Source organism: Legionella saoudiensis (assembly GCF_001465875.1).
GTDB classification, from domain to species: Bacteria; Pseudomonadota; Gammaproteobacteria; order Legionellales; family Legionellaceae; genus Legionella; species Legionella saoudiensis.
In genome coordinates this window covers 943,323-963,249 of record NZ_LN901324.1, presented here as the reverse complement: position 1 = coordinate 963,249, position 19,927 = coordinate 943,323, and the positions used below count along the sequence as shown (strand labels likewise).

The following is a 19,927-nucleotide window of genomic DNA, read 5'->3' as shown; positions in this document are numbered from 1 at the left end:
GTGCAGAAGGATAAGAAATATTATTCTCAATGCTTTTTAGCAAAAAACCACGGAAGCAAAACAAATAAAATCAAACCTCCTACCAGAAATGATTCAAATAGGAATACATCTCCGATAGGAATTTGCGATGGGGGCGCAAAGCCTACTAACATGGCGCTGAGACAGCAGACAATACCCAATCCAGAGATAAACCACATCATTTTATTTCCACCAGGTATTTTATACGCTCCTGGTTGATCCGGTCTTGAGTATCTAAGCCTAATCGCTGCAGCAAACATAATTACATAAACCAATAAGGCCATTTGTGCACTTAAATCACTCAGCATCCAGTAGGCTGCATTGATTGAGTTTAATAAAATAAAAACGGTACTTAAAATGGTAACGATGATTGCTTGGGTGAATAGAATGGTGGTTGGCGCTCCATATTTATTGGTGCGGGCAAATCGTGCTGGTAAAGAACCATCACGAGCAGAAACAAGCAGACCTTTGGTAGGGCCGATAATCCACGCGGAAACTCCACTTAAACCACCAAGAATGATTAGTATGGCAATTACCGAAGTCATCCAGGGCATATGGTAGGATTTAAAGAAAACAGCATAGGCATCGATCAGGCCTGACACAACGCTTAGGTTGTCATTAGGAACCACAACCACAATAGCCAGTGAGCCTAATGAGAGAGTAGAAATGATTAAAATAGTAGAGTATAGCAAGGCTCTAGGGTAGTCGCGCTGAGGGTTTTTTACTTCTTCGGCATGCACTGCAGACATTTCCATACCGATTAAGCCAAATAAAACGGCAGCAAATAAAGAAAGATTTCCTAAGGACTCAAAATTTGGGAACCATGATGAGGGATAATCAACTGCCATTGGCTTCCCTTCAAGTGCCCATAAGACGGCTAAACCAATAATTAAAAGCATGGGAAGAACCGTGCCTATAGTCGCTCCTATAATGCTTACAATACTAGATACCTTCATGCCAAAACAGTTTAAGAAGGTAAACAGCCAAAAGAGTCCCACAACGGTGCCTAATAAGTAAAATTTATTGTTTGCAAGTTCAGGAGCAATTAAATAAGACAAGGTAGCGGCAATAAAAGCAAGTATGGTGGGATACCAAACCACGTTATAAATCCATTGCAACCAAATAGTAATAAATCCAGCGCGTTTACCAAATGCTTCTCTAACCCAAACGTACAACCCGCCTGTATTAGGATAAGCGGTGGCTAGTTCCGCAGCAACAAGAGCAACAGGAATAAAAAAGGCAAATGCAGCAATCACATAGTAAGAAACTAGTGATAAACCTAGTTTGGCGCTAATTGGTAAGGTACGCAAGCTATCAACAGCGATTACGTTAATCATTACCAAGGAAAAAACGCTCAAAACCTTTTTTGGTTGACTCATGATTAATCCATACAAACAAATCATTAGGTTACTTGGGTACAAAAGCTATCCTAATTAAGGATTAAGAAAGCAAAATTTCTCCACGCACCTATCTGAATTTATAGTAAATAAGCAGTCGCGCAGTATAGCAGTGGGGGGTAGCTAAGACAATAACCAGGGGAGAAAAACATAGACATACATTGAAAAATACCTTCGGATTTATGGCGATACCCAATCCAAATATATGTAACCTGATTGCAAGCAATATGGACACTTACTTAGAGAAAACTGCAGCTTGCACACAAGCTGTAACTCATATTAGCGCGTAATACGGGGAGCTATGTATGAATAAGGCTTGGAGCCGTATTATGCTTGCGCTAATACGAGCTCCAGGCCACATAATATCTTAAGGTAAGCACCATTCGTTGCTTGTCAGGTTTCCCTTAAGCGATGTTTCTTAATACATACTGCAGAATTCCACCATTTTTGTAGTATTCCAATTCGTCAGCAGTATCAATACGGCACAGTGCTTGAATTTGTTCGCTCTTACCATTAGCACGTTCTATTGTCACATTGACCATAGCGCCAGGGGCTAATGACTCAGAAACATCAATACTGATGCGCTCATCACCAGTCAACTCAAGAGTTTTACGCGTCATATCTTGAGTAAACTGTAATGGTAATACACCCATACCAATTAAGTTAGAACGGTGAATACGCTCGAAGCTTTCGGTAATTACTGCTTTAACACCAAGCAAGTTTGTGCCTTTTGCAGCCCAGTCTCTTGATGAACCGGTACCGTATTCTTTTCCTGCAATGACAACTAAGTCGTGATGATCTTTTTGATAAAGCATCGCAGCATCATAGATTGGCATTACCTCACCAGTAGGAATATAGCGAGTGATACCGCCTTCTTGACCTGGGGTCATTTCATTACGAATACGAATGTTCGCAAAAGTTCCACGCATCATTACTTCATGGTTACCACGACGTGAACCATAAGAGTTGAACTCTTTCTCGCTCACACCTTTAGACTTTAGGTATAGGCCAGCAGGTGAGTTGGCTTTAATTGAGCCCGCAGGAGAAATATGGTCAGTAGTAATGGAATCACCAAAAAGGGCCAATACATAAGCTTGTTTAATTGGCTTAATAGGATCTGGAGTCGCTTTTAAATTCTCAAAGAATGGTGGATGTTGAATGTATGTTGAATCCGCATTCCATTCGTAGGTTTTTCCAGTACTGGTCTTGATTGCTTGCCAGTGCTCATCACCTTTGAATACTTCGGCATATTCTTTACGGAACATACCGCCAGTAACCTTAGCAACTTCAGATGCAATTTCTTCATTGGTTGGCCAAATGTCTTTAAGAAATACGTCATTTCCATTATTGTCTTTGCCAATTGGTTCTTTGCTTAAGTCAATGCAGGTAGTTCCACAAAGTGCATAAGCAACAACTAATGGGGGTGAAGCTAACCAGTTTGTTCTTACTTGCGGATGCACACGACCCTCAAAGTTACGGTTTCCAGATAATACTGAGGCAACAACCAAATCATTATCACTAATGGAATGGGAAATTGCATCAGGAAGAGGTCCTGAGTTACCAATACAAGTTGTACATCCATAACCTACCAAGTTAAAGCCTAATTGATCCAGGTAGGATTGCAAACCCGCGTGCTTGAGGTAATCGGTAACCACTTTGGAGCCAGGGGCTAATGATGATTTAACCCAAGGTTTGCGTTGTAAGCCTTTTTCAACCGCTTTTTTAGCAACAAGACCTGCAGCCATAAGTACGCTTGGGTTTGACGTGTTAGTACAACTGGTAATAGCAGCAATAACTACATTACCGTGCTTCATTTCAAAATCATGGCCTTTTACTGGGAAAGCCTGGTCTTTCTCTTGCTCTTTACCTGCTTCTTTTAAGAAAGCAGCGAACTCAACCGGCAATGTATGTAAGTTTACTTTATCCTGTGGACGTTTTGGACCAGCTAAAGACGGTTCAATCGAGCCCAAATCCAATTCTAAGGTGTCCGTAAATACGGGATCTTCACTGTCTTTGTCATACCACATGCCTTGAGCTTTTGCATAGGCTTCAACTAAAGCGATAGTATGGGCGTCACGACCAGTTAATTCCAGGTAACGAATGGTTTCTTTATCTACAGGGAAGAATCCACAAGTAGCGCCATATTCTGGAGCCATGTTGGAAATTGTTGCACGGTCTGCAAGGGGTAAATCACTTAAACCTGGGCCATAGAACTCAACAAACTTGCCCACAACACCTTTCTTTCTCAACATTTGAGTTACGGTGAGTACTAGGTCGGTTGCTGTGATGCCCTCATGCATCTTACCGTATAATTTGAAGCCAATAACTTCAGGAATCAACATGGATACAGGCTGGCCTAACATAGCAGCTTCTGCTTCAATACCACCAACACCCCATCCTAAAACGCCTAAGCCATTGATCATTGTTGTATGCGAGTCGGTACCCACCAAGGTATCAGGATAAGCGTATAATTCGCCTTCGTCAGTGCTGCTCCATACAGTTTTACCTAAATACTCAAGGTTTACTTGATGGCAAATACCGGTTCCAGGAGGAACAACTTGGAAATTATTAAATGCTTTTTGGCCCCAACGTAAAAACTCATAGCGTTCGTTGTTACGTTCCATTTCAATTTCAGTATTAATGGTTAATGAATCGCTAGTACCAAATTTATCAACCATAACAGAGTGGTCAATTACCAAATCAACAGGAGATAATGGAGAAATCTTATCGGGATTACCACCCATTTTCACAATTGCTGCACGCATAGCAGCTAAGTCAACAACAGCTGGCACTCCAGTAAAGTCTTGCATCAATACACGAGCTGGTCGGAATGCAATTTCATGTTGAGAAGTTTTTTTATCTAACCATGCAGCAATCGCCTCAATGTCTTTGGTTGTTACGGTGTTGTTATCTTCAAAACGTAACAGGTTTTCAAGAAGTACTTTAAGAGAGTAGGGAAGGCGGCTAACCCCTTTTAAATTTTTATTTTCAGCTTCTTTTAAGCTGTAGTAGTTATAGGTTTTTCCATCTACATGCAATTGACACTTCGTGGATAGACTGTCGTGGCCAACTTTCATAAAAAAAACTCCTGGAATTAAAAGTTGAATCATAGCTTAAATTTTAGAATTTTTCATGTGACGACATCATGAAAACAAAGAAAATGTAGGACTTTAAAAACCAGGAGCGAGGTTTTGTTTGAGCTACAGTTTTTCTGTAACTCAAGGTGTGCTTTTTTTATACCGAGACGCTCTGGCGCTCTGGATAGATTAACGGATCGTTTTCCACATTGGGTTGATTTTGTAAAATACTTACCCCAGTGTCAAAAATCAGACGTTCTTCGATTTTTTTCTGGGTCGGGTCAAGCATTTCAGGCACGCATAAAGCAAACAGACTGGGTGTTAAAATAGTAATACCTATGGGGAGCAGGACTGCTGCGGTTAATGGGCTAAATGCAAAAGCTGCCATTGAGGCCAGAATCAGTGCGGCACCCAGCGTTGTACCCGCTATAGAACCATAATATTTAACAGGCCCCGGTTCATAGTATTGATCAACTCCAACAGGATAATAAATTTGCTTAAAATAACTCTCTATATGGGCTTGTGCTTTAGTCGGATGATTGAAACAATTGTAAAGCGTTTTGGCAAATCGGTTGTACTGTAATAAAACGTCAGTTTTATCGGATTGGGATAAGCTTTTGGAATCGAGCGCGGTGGTAAAATCACTAATTCTTTGGTCCAGCATTAAGAAAAAGACTTCATTATCGTCAATGGAGTTCTTTATGAGAAGCTGTTTTGCTTCGCTGATTTTCAGCTCCACCTGTTTGCGAGTCGGAATATGATTAAATAAAGAATAAGCCATCCGTAATTCCTCCTATCTTTTTGATAAAAAAAGAGTATCATCTCTAGCTGAAAGCGAATAGATCTCTTTACAAAGTTTTACGCTCAAGTAATATTTATTAACATGGTCTTAATTGTCTTTGCAGTTTGTTTGCAGTGAACAAGGATAGTGCTACGGGATAGGTAGTAACAAAGGAGTGTTGGATGCTGGATTTAAATAATATAGCTTTAAGTTCATTATTTATGCTTAATAGCCAAGAGAATATTGAACCGGAACAGATAATTGCAGTTCAAGAAGAGTCACAAGACGATGATAACTCAATAGATCCTAATACATTCTTATTTTTATTAGCACAGATTTCACCTGAGTTTGCAGAGGAAACTCCCAAAGAGTCAACAAAGTCTAATTCGATAAATTTTATTAAGTCAGAGACTGCAACAAGCACAGCAGCCACAAATAGCGATAAAGGCCTTAATCCTGAGGCATTGAATCGTACTAATTTAGAAGAAAATGTTGCCATAACCTGGATAAATTCTGAATACTATCAATCAGAGCGCAATTCCAGCACTATTACTGCAGAAGCACAACCAATGCCGGCTACCGAATTTTCTGAGACGCTTAGTGTCGGAACACAGGCATTTATAGACGAGCAACCTTCTATAGAAACTTCCCCTACTTTATTTGCCTTGGATTTACATGATAATAGCCAGATAGAAACGGAAACTAAGACGCACTTGCAATTGAGCCAGTTGAATTCTGAGTCAAGATTAACTCAGGTTGAGAGTGATGACATAAGTTTGCAAAACTTTGAGATAAATGAGCAAGATGAGGTAGGTGGTGTCTTAGTTGGGGATAGCCAGCTTTCAGGCGCTCGTGGCATGTTGTCCAACAAAAATGCATCGCTGGTGACCCTGGCAAACTCTAAAAGCCAACATGATTTATCGTCTAAAGACGAAGATATTGAATATTTTCACTCGTCTGATCTTGAGGCTGAAAATATACCTCGCGCCAAGGTCGAACAAATTTCGGAGTTTACGGTATCTCAACCTGAGGCCAATTCGTTAGAGCATCCCGGAATTGTAGAGCGTCCCTTAGCGAATCATGTGGTTAATAGCGGGGGAGATAATTCAGTACTTAGCGCAAAACAGGCAGAGCGCAGCTCCATGCAAAATACTCTTTCTATTCCCATGGATATAGACGATCCGCAGTGGTCAAAGCAATTTTCTGAACAAGTCATGTGGTTAGGGCAGCAAGGGATTAAAAATGCAACCATTAAAATACACCCTGAAGAATTAGGACCTATTGAGATAAGTATTAAAATGATTAATGATTCCGCATCAGTAAGCATCATCAGTCATAGTCAACAAGTTCGTGAAATGATTGATCAGTCGGTTTCTCGGTTGCATACCATGATGGCAGAGCAAGGACTTAATTTATCTGAGTTTAATGTAAATTCAGATGAAGGTGCTCGTCAATTTGCGAAACAACATGAAGGTTCCTCTCAAGAAGAGGTTGTTTATTTAGGTGAGGCAGAAGAAGAGGCGCTGTTTACGCCGGTAAAAAATAAGACTAAGCCCCAGGGAGTAATTGATTATTTTGCTTAAGAATAGTGCCTGGATGTAGGCTGGGCTGAAAAGCCCAGCATTGGAGTAACTCGAACTAAGTGCGCTTACAGCCCCAGCCTAGGCGGGACCGAATACTCGTTAACTATTATCTACGGCAAACACGATTGCATCGTATAACACGACCACTCCAACGATCTACTAAGCAATTTTGACGGCAACCACGACCCACATATCTCCAGCCTGTCCAGCGAACGCTTCGGTGATGATGAACACGAGGCCCGATGTAGACAGGAGCATTAGTATGATAGCCTACAAAATAGGCAAGTTGTTGGCCAGCTAAGGGAGATGCTGGCAAGGTTTCAGCTTTAGCAGTGTTGTATAGTCCTCCGCCAATTATGAGTACAAAAGAAAAAAGAAGTATTGATAATGCACTACTGTTTTTAGTTTTTGCTCGTTCCATGATAGAGGTCCTTTTTTGTTATTCTATGAGAATTATAGACTATAAAATTAAATGATTAATTTTTTCACAGGCGATTTTAATTATGAATAAAAAAACAATATTAATTACAGGTTGCTCTAGTGGCATTGGCTTAGATGCGGCACAAGCGTTACAGAAAAAAGGATATCAAGTAATTGCTTCGTGTAGAAAGAAGGAAGATCAGCAACACCTTATCGCTTTAGGATTAGATACCGTTCTTTTAGATGTAAATGACTCGGAGTCAATCAAAACCGCCTTTGCTGAAGTACTGGTTAAAACAGACGGTCGCCTCGATGTTTTAATAAATAATGCCGGTTATGGTCAGGTTGGTGCATTGGAGGATGTATCTCGTGAGACATTACGTCAGCAATTTGAGACAAATGTTTTTGGATTATTGGAGCTTAGCGCACTGGCAATTCCGGTAATGCGGCAACAGGGAGAGGGACGAATAATTAATATTAGTTCGATTCTTGGCATTATTAGCCTTCCATTTCGCGGCGCATACAATGCTTCGAAGTATGCTGTCGAGGGCTTAAGTGATACGTTGAGGTTGGAGCTTAAATCGTCGGGAATCAAAGTAATTACGATTGAGCCAGGCCCTATTGAGAGCCGTTTTCGTGATAATTGTGTTGAAGGCACACTCACGACTCTTCATCCTGAAAAAAGTTATTTTAATGCACAATATAGCAAGCTTATTGCGGCGCATAAACAAACGGGTTCTAAGTCATTTTTTACCAAAACACCGGAAGCTGTCATTCATAAGTTGATTCATGCAATTGAATCAAAGAATCCTCGTGCAAAATATCCGGTTACTTTTCCTGCGCATTTGTTAATTTTTTTAAAACGGATCTTAAGTACAAAAATGCTGGATCGATTTTTGTTACGTGCATCAAAAAGTGAGGTTTCTTAAACTACAGTCTGTTGTTGAGCCAGGATGAATTGAAATCAACCAATAAAGGACTTATTTTTATACAAATAAGAAGAAACTTCATAAATTCTTTGCTAATATCTTGAGTGAGTTTAAATGCTCATTAACCACCAAGGGAAAGTCATATTATGAAAAAAACAACAATGGCTGTAGCTGCTCTGTTAACCGTATTAGCTGCACCTGTAGTTTCTGTTGCTTATGCTGATGAAGCCGCTACTCCAGCAGCTAGCTGTAAAGCGTGCAAAGGTTGTGCAGGTGACAATGGATGCAAAGGCTGCAAAGGCTGTAAAGGCGAGGCTGGTTGCAAAGGCTGCAAAGGCTGTGCTGGTGAGTAATCACTTATTCTCCAAGAGGTAGTTTGCTACCTCTTCTTTATATTATTAATTAACTCCTTCATTTTTAATTTGAACTAGTTAATCTGTACTATACTTTACATGCAAACACAATAAGCGGAGCTATTGCATGTCCCCCCACGGCAAAAATGTTTACAGACAAGATGAAATTGAGGCCATTAACCATTATTACATGGAAATTATCAACGCAATGCCTAATATTGTTTATTGGGTTGATATGGAATGTAATTTGAAGGGCTGCAATAGTAATTTTCGCGATTTATTGGGTTTGAAGAAGCTAAAGGACTTTGATGGCACTCCTTATCAAAAAATGGTTGAGTTTGCCCATTGGGATGAAGCGCGGATCGAGGCTTTAAAATTAGAAGATATGAAGGTGCTTTTTTCTGGGGAGTCACAACATCACATCGAAGAAGAGCCCATTCAGAACCAAAATGGTAAAGTATTTTATTTTCATTCGTCGCGGGTGCCAATCTTTGATCTGCAAAAAGAGATTATAGGTTTAGTCGTAATCTTAACGGATGTAAGTATGAGCAAAGAACTTGCCGCCTCAACACCCGTAGTTGAAGATGCAGAGCAAGAGACACAAACAGCGATAAAAGAAGGGCACTTACCGACAGTACTAATGGTTGAGGATAATGTCATTGCCCAAAATGTTGAAAAAGCCTTGCTTACTTCCTTAAATTGCCATGTGGATATTGCTGAAACGGCAGATAACGCCCTTAAGTTATTTCAGCCTGGCAAATATGACTTAGTCTTGATGGATATTGGCTTGGAGGACTCCTCAGGCTATATAGTAGCGAAGCAATTAAGACAAAAAGAAAAAGACACGAAATTTCACGTGCCAATTATTGCCTTAACCGGTTATGAGGCTGATGTGGTTAAATACGATTGCCGGCATTATTTTATGGAAGGGGCGATTAGTAAACCCCTAACCAGTGAACAAGCAGAGCAGATTATCAAGCATTATGTTTATCATTTGGATGTGCCTGTGCGTGGTTTGAAGAGCATTTAGCATATGCTATGATGACATTATTTAGTAATAGTTCTTGCAAATACAACGTTACGTCCCTCGTGTTGTTTCAACCTGCACGGGGAGAGTAGATTTTGAAGCATCCCTGAAAACTATTACCCCTTATAATGGTGAAACAAACCTTCATGAATGGCAACTCCGAACGTATATTATCTTTAGACGTCTTTCGTGGTTTAACTATGGCATTAATGGTTTTAGTGAACAGCCAGGGAACCCACGAAGCTTACCCTTTACTTGACCATGCGGCTTGGAATGGTTGTACTTTGGCCGATTTGGTCTTTCCTTCTTTTTTATTCATCGTTGGGGTAACAACGGTCATTAGCTTAAAAAGGCAGCAAGCGGCTAACGCCAAAGTGCCTTTGGAAGTTTATAAAAATATTTTTAAACGCAGTGTGTTACTCTTCTTATTTGGACTTTTTTTAAATGCATTTCCTTTGCATTTTGATTCAACCATTCGCATTTATGGAATCCTACAGCGTATCGCGATTTGTTATTTTTTGTGTTCTCTTATCTACTTAAATACTTCTGTCAGGACGCAAGCTATTTTCTTTGTTGCCCTACTTGTAGGCTATTGGTATCTGATGGTTTTTATACCCGTACCCGGAGGAGTAGGGGCTCCCTTAAGTATGACGAATAATTGGGTGCTTTATATTGATCAAAAGCTTTTATCACCACCTCATTACTACAAAAATTTTGATCCAGAGGGCTTATTAAGTACTATCCCAGCAATTGCGACCACCTTACTGGGTCTATTAACGGGAAGCTTGCTCCTTACCTCATACACGAAGCAAAAAAAGTGCACCTTAATGGTATTGGCGGGATGTATTTTTCTTTTATTAGGCTGGTTTTGGGGCTATAGCTTTCCAATTAATAAGAATTTATGGACGAGCTCTTTTGTTTTATGGGTAGGAGGAGTTTCCCTTTGTGGCTTTGCTTTGTGCTTTTATATAATCGATATATTAGGGTACAGTAAATGTGCTTTACCCTTTAAAATTTTTGGCATGAATGCGCTTCTTATTTTTATTATCCATGTGTTGTTGCTTAAATTACAAGCTGTATTCAAGGTAACTATGGTCAATGGAGCTTCTGATAATATACGTGTCGCTATTTCTGAATATTTATTTGGTAGCTTCAGCCAGGAAAATGCTTCGTTATTTTATTCTTTACTCTTTCTTTTTATAAATTTTCTTTTTGCAGCATTTTTATATAGACGGAAAATGTTTTTTAAATTATAAGTGGAAGGCGTTACCTTACTATGTTCAAAATGGTGAGTCAGGGATTTAAAGTATATTGTCCATCCCGTTTGACTTGGCTATAATTAAAGGTTGAATTTATTAAACTGAAGTTAATGGAGTTGTTTTCGATGCCAATTTATGAATATCAATGTACAAATTGTCATCATCATTTTGATTTAATGCAAAAAATCAGTGATGAACCTGTCAAGCAATGTCCAGAATGTGGAAAGAATACAGTAATTAAATTGATTTCTGCAGCAGGTTTCCAGTTAAAAGGAACGGGTTGGTATGCTACTGATTTCAAAGACAAAAGCAGTACTTCGCCAACTACTTCTACAAGTAAAGAAACTACTCCTGCAAAAGCTGATTCCGATACTAAATCGACCAGCACGGACTAGGCAGTATTTCAGAATTTTTGGTAATGGTTCCAAATCTTAATAAAATTTATATAGGCGGTTTTTATGCGTACACACTACTGTTTGGGAGTGGATGAATCTAGTTTAGGTAAAGAAGTTACTGTGTGTGGATGGGTACATCATCGACGTGATCATGGAGGGGTTATATTTCTAGATATCCGCGATCGTACAGGCTTACTGCAAGTGGTATATGAACCAGAAAATCAGGAGATTTTTGCAGTTGCAGAAAAGCTGCGTTCTGAGTTTGTTGTAGCCATTACTGGAGTTGTACGCAATCGACCTGAGGGCATGATTAATGAGGCCATGGCAACAGGCCGAGTCGAAGTTCTAGGTACTAAGCTAGAAATTCTAAATCAATCGCCTACACCGCCATTTTTACCTGATGATTTCCAAACAGTAAATGAAGACTTACGTTATAAATACCGCTACATTGATTTGCGCCGTCCTTCAATGCAGGCAAAATTGCAGTTAAGACATCAACTAAACACCTGCATACGCAACTATTTAAACCAACAAGGCTTTCTCGATATCGAAACCCCTATGTTGACCAAGGCAACCCCTGAAGGCGCGCGCGACTATTTGGTTCCATCACGTGTGCACCCTGGTGAGTTTTATGCATTACCGCAATCACCGCAGTTGTTTAAGCAATTATTGATGGTGTCGGGTTTTGATAAGTATTATCAAATTGTTCGTTGTTTCCGTGACGAAGATTTGCGCGCTGACCGCCAACCTGAATTTACTCAGCTTGATATCGAGATGTCCTTTATTGACGAAATGGACATTCAAAATTTAATTGAAGGCTTGTTAAAACTAGTATTCAAAGAAATCCTTAATGTTGATTTACCGGAAAAGTTACCCAGAATGGCCTACTCTGAAGCAATGCGCCGTTTTGGTAGTGATAAGCCGGACATGCGTAACCCACTGGAGTTGGTGGATGTTGCTGATCTGGTTAAAACATGTGATTTTAAAGTATTTTCTACCGCGGCTAATGATGCAGACTCAAGGGTTGTGGCATTAAAGCTTCCTAAAGGCAATGAGTTAAGTAGAAAAGAGCTGGATGATTACGGTAGTTTTGTAGGTATTTACGGTGCTAAAGGCTTGGCTTACATCAAAGTTAATGACCGCAGCAAAGGGATGGAAGGTTTACAATCACCCATTCTTAAGTTCCTTTCGGAAGAAATTGTTCAAGGAATCCTTAACCGAGTGGAAGCAGAAACCGGAGACGTTGTGTTCTTTGGTTCAGACAAGACTCATATCGTAAATGAGGCAATGGGCGCGTTACGTATCAAGTTAGGCCATGATAGAAAGCTGCTTAGTGATAAATGGGAGCTTTTATGGATTGTTGATTGGCCAATGTTTGAAATGGACCATGAAAACAATAGGTTACAAGCGATGCACCATCCGTTCACCTCGCCAAAAGAGTTGTCTCCGGAGTCATTATGTGCAAATCCTACTCACACTTTAGCTAAAGCTTATGATATAGTAATAAACGGCTATGAAATTGGTGGTGGATCCATTCGTATTCATCAGTCCGATTTACAGAAAGCTGTATTTAATTTGCTTGGAATTAATGAACAAGAAGCTCAAGAGAAGTTTGGCTTTTTACTTGATGCCTTACAATACGGGGCTCCGCCACATGGTGGTATCGCCTTAGGTATCGATCGTTTAGCGATGTTGCTTACGGATTCTACTTCAATTAGAGACGTAATCGCATTTCCTAAAACTCAAACGGCTTCCTGTCTTTTAACCAGTGCACCATCACCGGCTAATAGTGCACAGCTTAATGAATTAGGAATAAGACTTGCTCCAACTAAATCGACAAAATAGTATGTTTCGTCACAACACCAGCGTTGCTTGTTGGTGTTGTGCCTTTTTTTTATTATTCTTTTCGCTATGCTATTCCAGCTATTCTTTAGCGAAACCTGAGCCTGCACCCAAAAAATCTACATCTGCTGCAGCACCTGTGCAAAAGCCTGCGAATTTTAGTGAATATTTAGCACAGGAAAAAAATCACCTTATCGCCGCAATTAAAGAGGGGAAACAACACCTGCAGCCTAAAGATGAAAAAGACTATCAAGCGAAACTGGCACAAGTATCCTCAATACTCAAGATGACTGTAGCTAAAATTGATAGTTTAAATGGATTTTTAGAGCAACAAAATATAGAACAAAACAATCTCAATCAACGCTTAAAACATTTACAGCAATTACCCATAGTCAAAGAAGGAGTTACCATTGAAGAGCGGGTGGCTAAGGTGGAGGTATTGCTGGCGATTAATAAGCAAGCGACTCAGCTAATTAATGATAATTTAGCCCTTGCGAAAGAATTCCATGAAGTACTTACAGAAGAAGGGAAACATTTACAATTATGGCATGCCAACTATGTTTTAGAGCAAAAACTACTGCAAATTAAAGCCATAAAAGATAAATTAAATCAGGATTTAAATAAGCTATATCAAAATGATCTGGCAAGGACCAATGGTAAAAAAGCAGCGGTACTCGTCGCTAATGATGCCGATTATGAAACACGCTTGTTAATTAACAATCAAAACATTGCAACAATTCAATATGAATTGAATGCCTTAAGTGCACAAAAAATGGTGGTTCGGGCGGATATGATTTATCTTAAAAGCCCTGACAGTAAAAATTTACAATTAGTCACTGATATTTATAAAGATGCAGTGAACCAATATAATAAAATTGCAAAGTCACTGCAGCAAATCAGTGCTTTTTTGAATTCCGAAATGAGTAGTATAAAAACACCGGAACTAAAAAAGGCAGTAAAAACGTTGTTGGGTACGCTAACGCAACGCCTCAATGAGATTGGACTTCAAAAACAAGAAACCCTAAAAAAATTAGCTGATTATCAGGCACAATTAAAACAATTAATTTCTTCAAGACAGACATTGGCTGAATACAATATCAATAGTTGGCCAATTATCGTTAAAAAAATCGCGGCGATTCCTGGCTTGTTTTATGGATATATAGAAACCTTAAGTCTGAAAGTTTATGACAGCTACTTATGGTTAACCCCATTAGCTCTGACGATGTTCTGGGGAGGGCTGGCATTAATTGCAGGCCTGTTCTTTATGTTAAATCGCTTTTTAAAAATGTTGCGCAGCGATAAGGAACGTTCTCGTTTAGCAGGCTATCTCCTCGATGGGTTTCTGGTGCTAGTACAAAGAAATATCCCTTATCTATGTCTCACTGCAATGCTGATGATGGTATTCTATGTGACGCATATTTCTTTTTCTAATTACCAGCTCGTTCTGAAGCTTATTGCGGTATGGTTTACCTTTCGCGTTGCCATTTTAATCCCGCGTTTGGTTTTATTAGAGACACTGTCTGATTCCTCAGGTAAAGATGTCAAACTTTACTATCGTTTAAAGTGGCTTTTATTGTTTGGAGGATGGACTACTGCGCTGATGACTATTGGTCATTTATTGCCTTTATCCTTATTGCTTCAAGACATATTTAACCGTTTATTTATGTTGTTCCTCTTGGCGGTATCTGTAGTGGGTTGGAAAAGCCGGGAGATGGTACGCTATTTGATCCACCCATTACTAAAAAACAAGAGACGTTATGTGCTAAATGCAATCTCTTTGTTAATTATTTTGGTGCCTATTACTGTATTCTCTACCGCGGTAATTGGTTTATCAGGCTTCATTAATCTAGCATGGACGATGAGTCAATATCAGGCCAACGCACTTATCGTATTGGTTACTTATATTATCGCTCGTGGATTACTTTTTGATGCGCTTGAGCTCTTCTCGGAATGGATGATTTCTTCCTTACGCAATGGTTGGTTGTGGATCGAAGTCTTTTTAAAGCCTATTGATAGTATTTTACGTATAGGAATGCTTTTTTTCAGCTTTAGTATGCTGTGTCACTTATTTGGCTGGAATTCTGATTCATGGGTTATCATTAGTTTAGAACGTCTGGTGCAATCCACTATTGTCAATGTGCCAGGGATTCATATTACCGTAGCCAGCACGCTGGCCTTTTTAATTTTATTGGCCATTTTCTTCTGGGCAGCAAAATGGACACGTGAGTTTTGTTACCGTTGGTTATTTAAAAACACTAAAGACGTGGGTATCCGCAATAGTCTTTCTGTCTTCAGCCAATATGCAGTAGTACTCATTGGTGGGTTTGTTACTTTGCATGTTTGGGGCTTTGATTTTAGCGGAATGTCCATGATTATTGGGGGACTTGCTGTTGGTATGGGTTTTGGTTTGCGCGATTTTGCCAGCAATATTGTTGGTGGCTTGATGCTGTTGATTGAACGGCCGGTGCGGGAAGGGGATTTAATTACGATTGGTGAGCATGAAGGCCAAGTAAAACACATTGGTATCCGCTGCATGCGTGTTTCGTCTTGGGATAACATGGAAATATTAATTCCGAATGCAGAAACATTTAACAAGCCATTTACTAACTGGACTCATCAGGATGGTATTGTACGTTCAGTTGTTCCAATTAAGGTAAGCCGTGCGGATGACCCGGTAATGATTCAGCAATTAATTCTCGATGTCTTAGCAATTATTCCTGAAATTGTACCTGATCCTCCGGCGCAAGTATTTCTCAAGAAAATCGATGAAGCACTTATTGAGTTTGAGGCGCGCTACTATGTTAATGTGCAGTTGCATTCACGCTTTGAAGTACAATCAAAAGTGCTCTTTGCGATTACGGCTCAATTTAAAGCGGCAAATGTTAAACCACCCGTGGAACCACTTGCCATAGAAATTAAAGAAGGTCATGGACAACTTGTTACAAAGAATTAGTCCTCCTGCATCCGAGGCAGAATTAATTCAACGTTGTTCAAATCTAGTTGGCCTAAGTTTTGCCCAACTAAGCTTGAGCTTGGGCTTAACAATTCCTGAAAATCCAGACCGACGTAAAGGCTGGATAGGGCAGGTGATTGAGCTTGCTTTAGGCGCGAATGCATTTAATCAATCTTTGCCTGATTTTCAAGATTTAGGTATCGAACTTAAAACTTTACCTATAGCCGCATCTGGAAAGCCTACTGAATCTACCTTTATTACCTCGATTCCTTTATTGACGATTCATCAGCAAGAATGGAATACATCCCAATGCTATGCCAAATTAAAACGGGTGCTTTGGGTGCCTGTTGAAGGTAATACTAGTATTCCCTACTCACAAAGACGAATTGGTCAAGGGTTTTTATGGTCACCGAGTGTTGCAGATAAGGCAACTTTGGCTGCTGATTGGAATTATTTAACACAACAAATTAGCACTGGTTATCTTGAAACCTTGGATGCCAGTGTGGGTGAGTATCTGCAAGTCAGACCGAAGGGCGCGAGTGGCAAATCACTTTGTTATGGATTTGATCAGGAGGGGAATAAGGTAAAAACATTACCTAGAGGCTTTTATCTAAGAAGTCGATTTACTGAAAAAATATGCTCTTAATGGTTTCTTAATAATCTATTAGCATAATGAAGTGGGCTGGTCTGGTGATTCAACTTATAGCTTTCGTTCATCAACTATTTTTAAACAAGTAGCATTAGATTTAAATTATGAAGCTAAGTTAGTTGATTTAATTTCACGATGCTTTGATTACGAATATGACTTGTCTAGGGATGATGCTATTTCTGCACATGAAGAAGACGTTGCTCGCGGATTTATTTATCAACGATTGTTTAAGTTAAGCCATAATAGTGATCTAGTTCGTTGTAACACCAGTTATTCAGCAGTGCAAGATATGCTTAAAGAGACTTTTTCCCAATTATTTATCGCTCTAGACGTTGCAGAGCAATGGATTAAAAAAGGACTGCTCTTTGCTGCAAGGCTTTGCCAAAGCACAGGCTCTCCAGTTCAGTCTTTGGCGTTGCTCCCACACGTTCCTGGTGCTTCTGTTTTTGGAAGTAATCGAATTAGAGTAGAATCAGCGAATGATGTAAAAAGCACTTATGAGCGGCTTGAGCTCATTAGACGTCAGGAGTTATGTCTTGATGATGAAGAAGTTGAGCACGAGGTAATTATGGGAGTTAGGAATTTACGTTCCTTATAAGCAAATAGTATGGAATGGCATTTCCAAGTTGCCATTCTAATCCAAGTAAAGCATGCTTAGCATGCTTTACTTTACAAGCGCGCTTTAAGCCATTTTGGGATGAGAAAAACTGGAAGTAATTACTTCGGGAATCATCTCTTTAACATACTCTACGGGCTGCTGAATTTTCGCTTTCAATAAATCGCGGCAATAAGGACTAGTGGCGAAATAGCGTAAAGATTGCTCAAAACCGGCTAAAGCACCAATGGATAAGGCTTCGTTTTCCACCTGAATTTGCAGAGGTTTTAATTTATCCGAAATATCAGGAGTCGAAGCGAAGAACCGGCCATAAAGATTTTGTCCCACAGCAAATACTGCACCAAAACCTGTTTTGGCTTCTTCTTCGGCAGTAACTTTTGGCCAAGCCAGCATAAATTGAAGAGAGCATAAAGGGGCCAATAGAGTAATTAAACGTTGCATTTCAGGAGTATTTAATTTCTCTGTATTATTGGTTTTCCCATCATAAATATCTTTACCATCTTTTAAGGCCCAATTGTAAATTTCTTTCATTTCTTGCAATTGGTTATAAAAATCGGTAGTACTAAATTTTTGCAGAATATATCCTGCCGCGCCTAGGTAAAGAAAAGCAGATAAGAAATAGTTGGCAAACTCTGGCAGAGGCAAGAACATTCTGGCCGCTGTTAATATTCCCCATCCCTGAAGCCCAGTATTCATACCTTGAAATAGATACATCTGATTCAGAGTAAACTCAAAATCATCAATGCGCTTTTTCAATGCGTCTAATTGCTCTTTATTAGATGGGTTAAATGGTTGGGACATAAATCGTTGTAAATTTGCTTCATGCTCTTCTTTTTCCCTTTTGACTTCTTCCATTCCCTTAGCATTTACTTTGCCCATGATTAAACTCCTCCGTAAGATTTTAAATTTGCTTACTCATCCTACATGAAAGCTTCAGAAAAAAGCCATCGATTTTTAACGATTAATACCAAATTATCCTTGCAGTTTTTCCTGATTAGCATCAAATTATAATCGCTGTACAATCACACACATTATTTCAATCTATTCCATATTATTTTTATGACTTACTCTAAGATAATTACGGTAAACCCCTTGGAAATGGAGTCCACTCTTTTTGATTTTCAGTGTCTGGAGGTCTTAGGTGAATTTTTTAGAAATGCACAAATAGGTACTTTATGGAATAAGGAACACTATTACGAGCATACGCACCAAAATGTTAAGTATCAATTTTGCTTTACACATTCCTTGTTGAAATCAGATAAAACAGAAGAGCAATTTGCAATTTTTGATATTACACAAGCTCCACTGGGAAGAGGATTTTATGGGGCTGTATACCCTATCTTAGGCTCTATACAGTTTAAAGCACAAAAGCCCGTTTTAAATCGTAATGCGAAGGAAGTTATAAAAATTGAAGATCATATGCATCATGAGCGAAAAGCATTAGTTGAGCTAGAATATCAATTTTTAAAACGCGCAGGGTATCTTCAAGTGAAGCCCCCGGTTTTTGTTTTTGAGGATAATAGTAAAAAAAGCTATTTGCTTATGGACAAAGCAGAAGGATGTACTCTAGAAGAGCTTCTTTGGCATAAAGGTCGTCATGGCAGGTTAACAGTAAAAGAACGATTAGACATCACTTTTGCTATTTTACATGCGGTAAAGTCACAAGTCACTGATAAGCGAATCGTGCATCGAGATTTAAAGCCGTTAAACATGCTTATTGATATGGAAAAAAGCCCTCCGAGAATCGCTATTATTGATTATGGACGAGCGATGTCAATGGACGAGAATGATGCGCGTATTGTAGGAACTCCAGCCTACCGCTCACCAGAATCCTTTCTTAATCCGGTGCATTATTCGGAAAAGTCAGATGCTTATGCTGTAGGAAGAATATTGAGTTATGTTTGGGGTGATTCTTATGCAAATTATTATTTAAATAATAGAAAATCCTGGTCCTGGCCTGAGACTAAGAAAATGACTAGAAATAAACATTTATTCTCATGCTCCGGTGCCAATCTGTTTAAAAGTGATGAGGCAATTATTAGAAACTGTTTAAATGGCTTATTGCAAGAGGATCCTAAGATCCGCTTTTCATTGGATGACGCGATTGAACTGTTTGCAAAAGTTGCACGCCCAATGTATCGATTAGAATCAATTCAAGCTTTTTCAAAAGCAAAACTTCATCATTATGAATACCGGCTTAAATTAATTAATAAATTATTACTTGATCTGGCTAGAAAGGAAGAGGACTTAATGGCACGTGGTTTTACTGACGTCGCAATTCAAGTTAAAAAACTGCATGAAAAACTTGCTAAATACACCAATCAGTTTATGGAAAACCCGGATCCTCTGCTTATCCCTCTATACAGTAAACGTTGTTTCGATAAAATAGATATGTATCGGCCTTTACTTCAAGATAATCGCGATCTTCAATGGATAATCAGTGAGCTTGCAGCGGTTATTGGGCTTTTAGTCGTAGGATATGGGGTTGCAGTAGGAGTTAATTACCTGGTAACGAAACGATGGGGATTATTTTCACAACCTCAAACCGATCGAATCACAGAGGATATTAAAAATAATATTCATTGTTTATTAGATTTGACAAATTGATTCAGGATTACTAATCTTGTG

At 39.3% G+C, this 19,927-nt stretch carries 16 protein-coding genes; 11 read left to right on the top strand and 5 right to left on the bottom strand.

The features are described 5' to 3' along the window. Positions 1-26 precede the first annotated feature (26 nt). The 3 genes from BN3124_RS13130 to BN3124_RS13120 all read right to left on the bottom strand — a co-directional run bounded on the left by BN3124_RS13130 (position 27) and on the right by BN3124_RS13120 (position 5,273). Positions 27-1,397 carry an amino acid permease gene (locus BN3124_RS13130; RefSeq protein ID WP_058535235.1) on the bottom strand — a complete coding sequence of 457 codons (1,371 nt, stop codon included), beginning with the start codon at positions 1,395-1,397 and terminating at the stop codon, positions 27-29. Between the two features lie 422 nt (positions 1,398-1,819). Continuing rightward, positions 1,820-4,492: an aconitate hydratase AcnA gene (gene acnA, locus BN3124_RS13125; protein WP_058535234.1), complete on the bottom strand. Its 2,673-nt coding sequence runs from the start codon at positions 4,490-4,492 to the stop codon at positions 1,820-1,822. 157 nt (positions 4,493-4,649) lie between these two features. Continuing rightward, positions 4,650-5,273, bottom strand: a complete 624-nt coding sequence (locus tag BN3124_RS13120) for a lpg1689 family Dot/Icm T4SS effector (protein ID WP_058535233.1) — start codon at positions 5,271-5,273, stop codon at positions 4,650-4,652. A gap of 182 nt (positions 5,274-5,455) precedes the next feature. Here BN3124_RS13120 and BN3124_RS13115 point away from each other — a divergent pair, with 182 nt between their 5' ends. Continuing rightward, a complete protein-coding gene (locus BN3124_RS13115) occupies positions 5,456-6,856 on the top strand; it encodes a flagellar hook-length control protein FliK (RefSeq protein WP_058535232.1) in 1,401 nt (466 codons plus the stop codon). Between the two features lie 106 nt (positions 6,857-6,962). On the opposite strand, the gene BN3124_RS13110 is transcribed toward BN3124_RS13115, so the two are convergent. Next, the gene (locus BN3124_RS13110; RefSeq protein ID WP_058535231.1) at positions 6,963-7,277 is read right to left on the bottom strand and encodes a hypothetical protein; all 315 of its coding nucleotides are present in this window, start codon (positions 7,275-7,277) and stop codon (positions 6,963-6,965) included. Between the two features lie 82 nt (positions 7,278-7,359). Here BN3124_RS13110 and BN3124_RS13105 point away from each other — a divergent pair, with 82 nt between their 5' ends. The 9 genes from BN3124_RS13105 to BN3124_RS13065 all read left to right on the top strand — a co-directional run bounded on the left by BN3124_RS13105 (position 7,360) and on the right by BN3124_RS13065 (position 17,281). Then, complete coding sequence (locus BN3124_RS13105) at positions 7,360-8,205, top strand: SDR family NAD(P)-dependent oxidoreductase (protein WP_058535230.1); 846 nt, start codon at positions 7,360-7,362, stop codon at positions 8,203-8,205. A gap of 146 nt (positions 8,206-8,351) precedes the next feature. Further along, positions 8,352-8,558 carry a hypothetical protein gene (locus tag BN3124_RS17410; protein ID WP_058535229.1) on the top strand — a complete coding sequence of 69 codons (207 nt, stop codon included), beginning with the start codon at positions 8,352-8,354 and terminating at the stop codon, positions 8,556-8,558. A gap of 127 nt (positions 8,559-8,685) precedes the next feature. Continuing rightward, positions 8,686-9,588: a response regulator gene (locus BN3124_RS13095; protein ID WP_058535228.1), complete on the top strand. Its 903-nt coding sequence runs from the start codon at positions 8,686-8,688 to the stop codon at positions 9,586-9,588. Positions 9,589-9,731: 143 nt separating this feature from the next. Continuing rightward, complete coding sequence (locus BN3124_RS13090) at positions 9,732-10,841, top strand: acyltransferase family protein (RefSeq protein WP_058535227.1); 1,110 nt, start codon at positions 9,732-9,734, stop codon at positions 10,839-10,841. 128 nt (positions 10,842-10,969) lie between these two features. Next, the gene (locus BN3124_RS13085) at positions 10,970-11,239 is read left to right on the top strand and encodes an FmdB family zinc ribbon protein (RefSeq protein ID WP_058535226.1); all 270 of its coding nucleotides are present in this window, start codon (positions 10,970-10,972) and stop codon (positions 11,237-11,239) included. Between the two features lie 63 nt (positions 11,240-11,302). Then, positions 11,303-13,084: an aspartate--tRNA ligase gene (gene aspS / locus BN3124_RS13080; protein ID WP_058535225.1), complete on the top strand. Its 1,782-nt coding sequence runs from the start codon at positions 11,303-11,305 to the stop codon at positions 13,082-13,084. 1 nt (position 13,085) lies between these two features. After that, positions 13,086-16,034, top strand: a complete 2,949-nt coding sequence (locus BN3124_RS13075) for a mechanosensitive ion channel family protein (protein ID WP_078061560.1) — start codon at positions 13,086-13,088, stop codon at positions 16,032-16,034. Next, a complete protein-coding gene (gene mutH / locus BN3124_RS13070) occupies positions 16,009-16,680 on the top strand; it encodes a DNA mismatch repair endonuclease MutH (protein ID WP_058535223.1) in 672 nt (223 codons plus the stop codon). The genes BN3124_RS13075 and mutH overlap by 26 nt, the downstream gene beginning before the upstream one ends. Positions 16,681-16,711: 31 nt before the next feature. After that, positions 16,712-17,281, top strand: coding sequence for a SidE phosphodiesterase domain-containing protein (locus BN3124_RS13065; RefSeq protein WP_058535222.1), 570 nt, complete (start codon positions 16,712-16,714; stop codon positions 17,279-17,281). 84 nt (positions 17,282-17,365) lie between these two features. Here BN3124_RS13065 and BN3124_RS13060 read toward each other — a convergent pair whose 3' ends face one another. After that, complete coding sequence (locus BN3124_RS13060) at positions 17,366-18,178, bottom strand: hypothetical protein (protein WP_058535221.1); 813 nt, start codon at positions 18,176-18,178, stop codon at positions 17,366-17,368. 180 nt (positions 18,179-18,358) lie between these two features. Here BN3124_RS13060 and legK1 point away from each other — a divergent pair, with 180 nt between their 5' ends. Continuing rightward, on the top strand, positions 18,359-19,906 hold the full coding sequence (gene legK1 / locus BN3124_RS13055) for a Dot/Icm T4SS effector kinase LegK1 (protein WP_078061559.1): 1,548 nt from the start codon (positions 18,359-18,361) through the stop codon (positions 19,904-19,906). Positions 19,907-19,927: the final 21 nt, after the last annotated feature.

Excerpts from the sequence above, each read along its gene's own strand:
- BN3124_RS13130 (WP_058535235.1), bottom strand. The coding sequence starts at position 1,397 with ATGAGTCAACCAAAAAAGGTTTTGAGCGTTTTTTCCTTGGTAATGATT.
- acnA (WP_058535234.1), bottom strand. The coding sequence starts at position 4,492 with ATGAAAGTTGGCCACGACAGTCTATCCACGAAGTGTCAATTGCATGTA.
- BN3124_RS13120 (WP_058535233.1), bottom strand. The coding sequence starts at position 5,273 with ATGGCTTATTCTTTATTTAATCATATTCCGACTCGCAAACAGGTGGAG.
- BN3124_RS13115 (WP_058535232.1), top strand. The coding sequence starts at position 5,456 with ATGCTGGATTTAAATAATATAGCTTTAAGTTCATTATTTATGCTTAAT.
- BN3124_RS13110 (WP_058535231.1), bottom strand. The coding sequence starts at position 7,277 with ATGGAACGAGCAAAAACTAAAAACAGTAGTGCATTATCAATACTTCTT.
- BN3124_RS13105 (WP_058535230.1), top strand. The coding sequence starts at position 7,360 with ATGAATAAAAAAACAATATTAATTACAGGTTGCTCTAGTGGCATTGGC.
- BN3124_RS17410 (WP_058535229.1), top strand. The coding sequence starts at position 8,352 with ATGAAAAAAACAACAATGGCTGTAGCTGCTCTGTTAACCGTATTAGCT.
- BN3124_RS13095 (WP_058535228.1), top strand. The coding sequence starts at position 8,686 with ATGTCCCCCCACGGCAAAAATGTTTACAGACAAGATGAAATTGAGGCC.
- BN3124_RS13090 (WP_058535227.1), top strand. The coding sequence starts at position 9,732 with ATGAATGGCAACTCCGAACGTATATTATCTTTAGACGTCTTTCGTGGT.
- BN3124_RS13085 (WP_058535226.1), top strand. The coding sequence starts at position 10,970 with ATGCCAATTTATGAATATCAATGTACAAATTGTCATCATCATTTTGAT.
- aspS (WP_058535225.1), top strand. The coding sequence starts at position 11,303 with ATGCGTACACACTACTGTTTGGGAGTGGATGAATCTAGTTTAGGTAAA.
- BN3124_RS13075 (WP_078061560.1), top strand. The coding sequence starts at position 13,086 with ATGTTTCGTCACAACACCAGCGTTGCTTGTTGGTGTTGTGCCTTTTTT.
- mutH (WP_058535223.1), top strand. The coding sequence starts at position 16,009 with ATGGACAACTTGTTACAAAGAATTAGTCCTCCTGCATCCGAGGCAGAA.
- BN3124_RS13060 (WP_058535221.1), bottom strand. The coding sequence starts at position 18,178 with ATGGGCAAAGTAAATGCTAAGGGAATGGAAGAAGTCAAAAGGGAAAAA.
- legK1 (WP_078061559.1), top strand. The coding sequence starts at position 18,359 with ATGACTTACTCTAAGATAATTACGGTAAACCCCTTGGAAATGGAGTCC.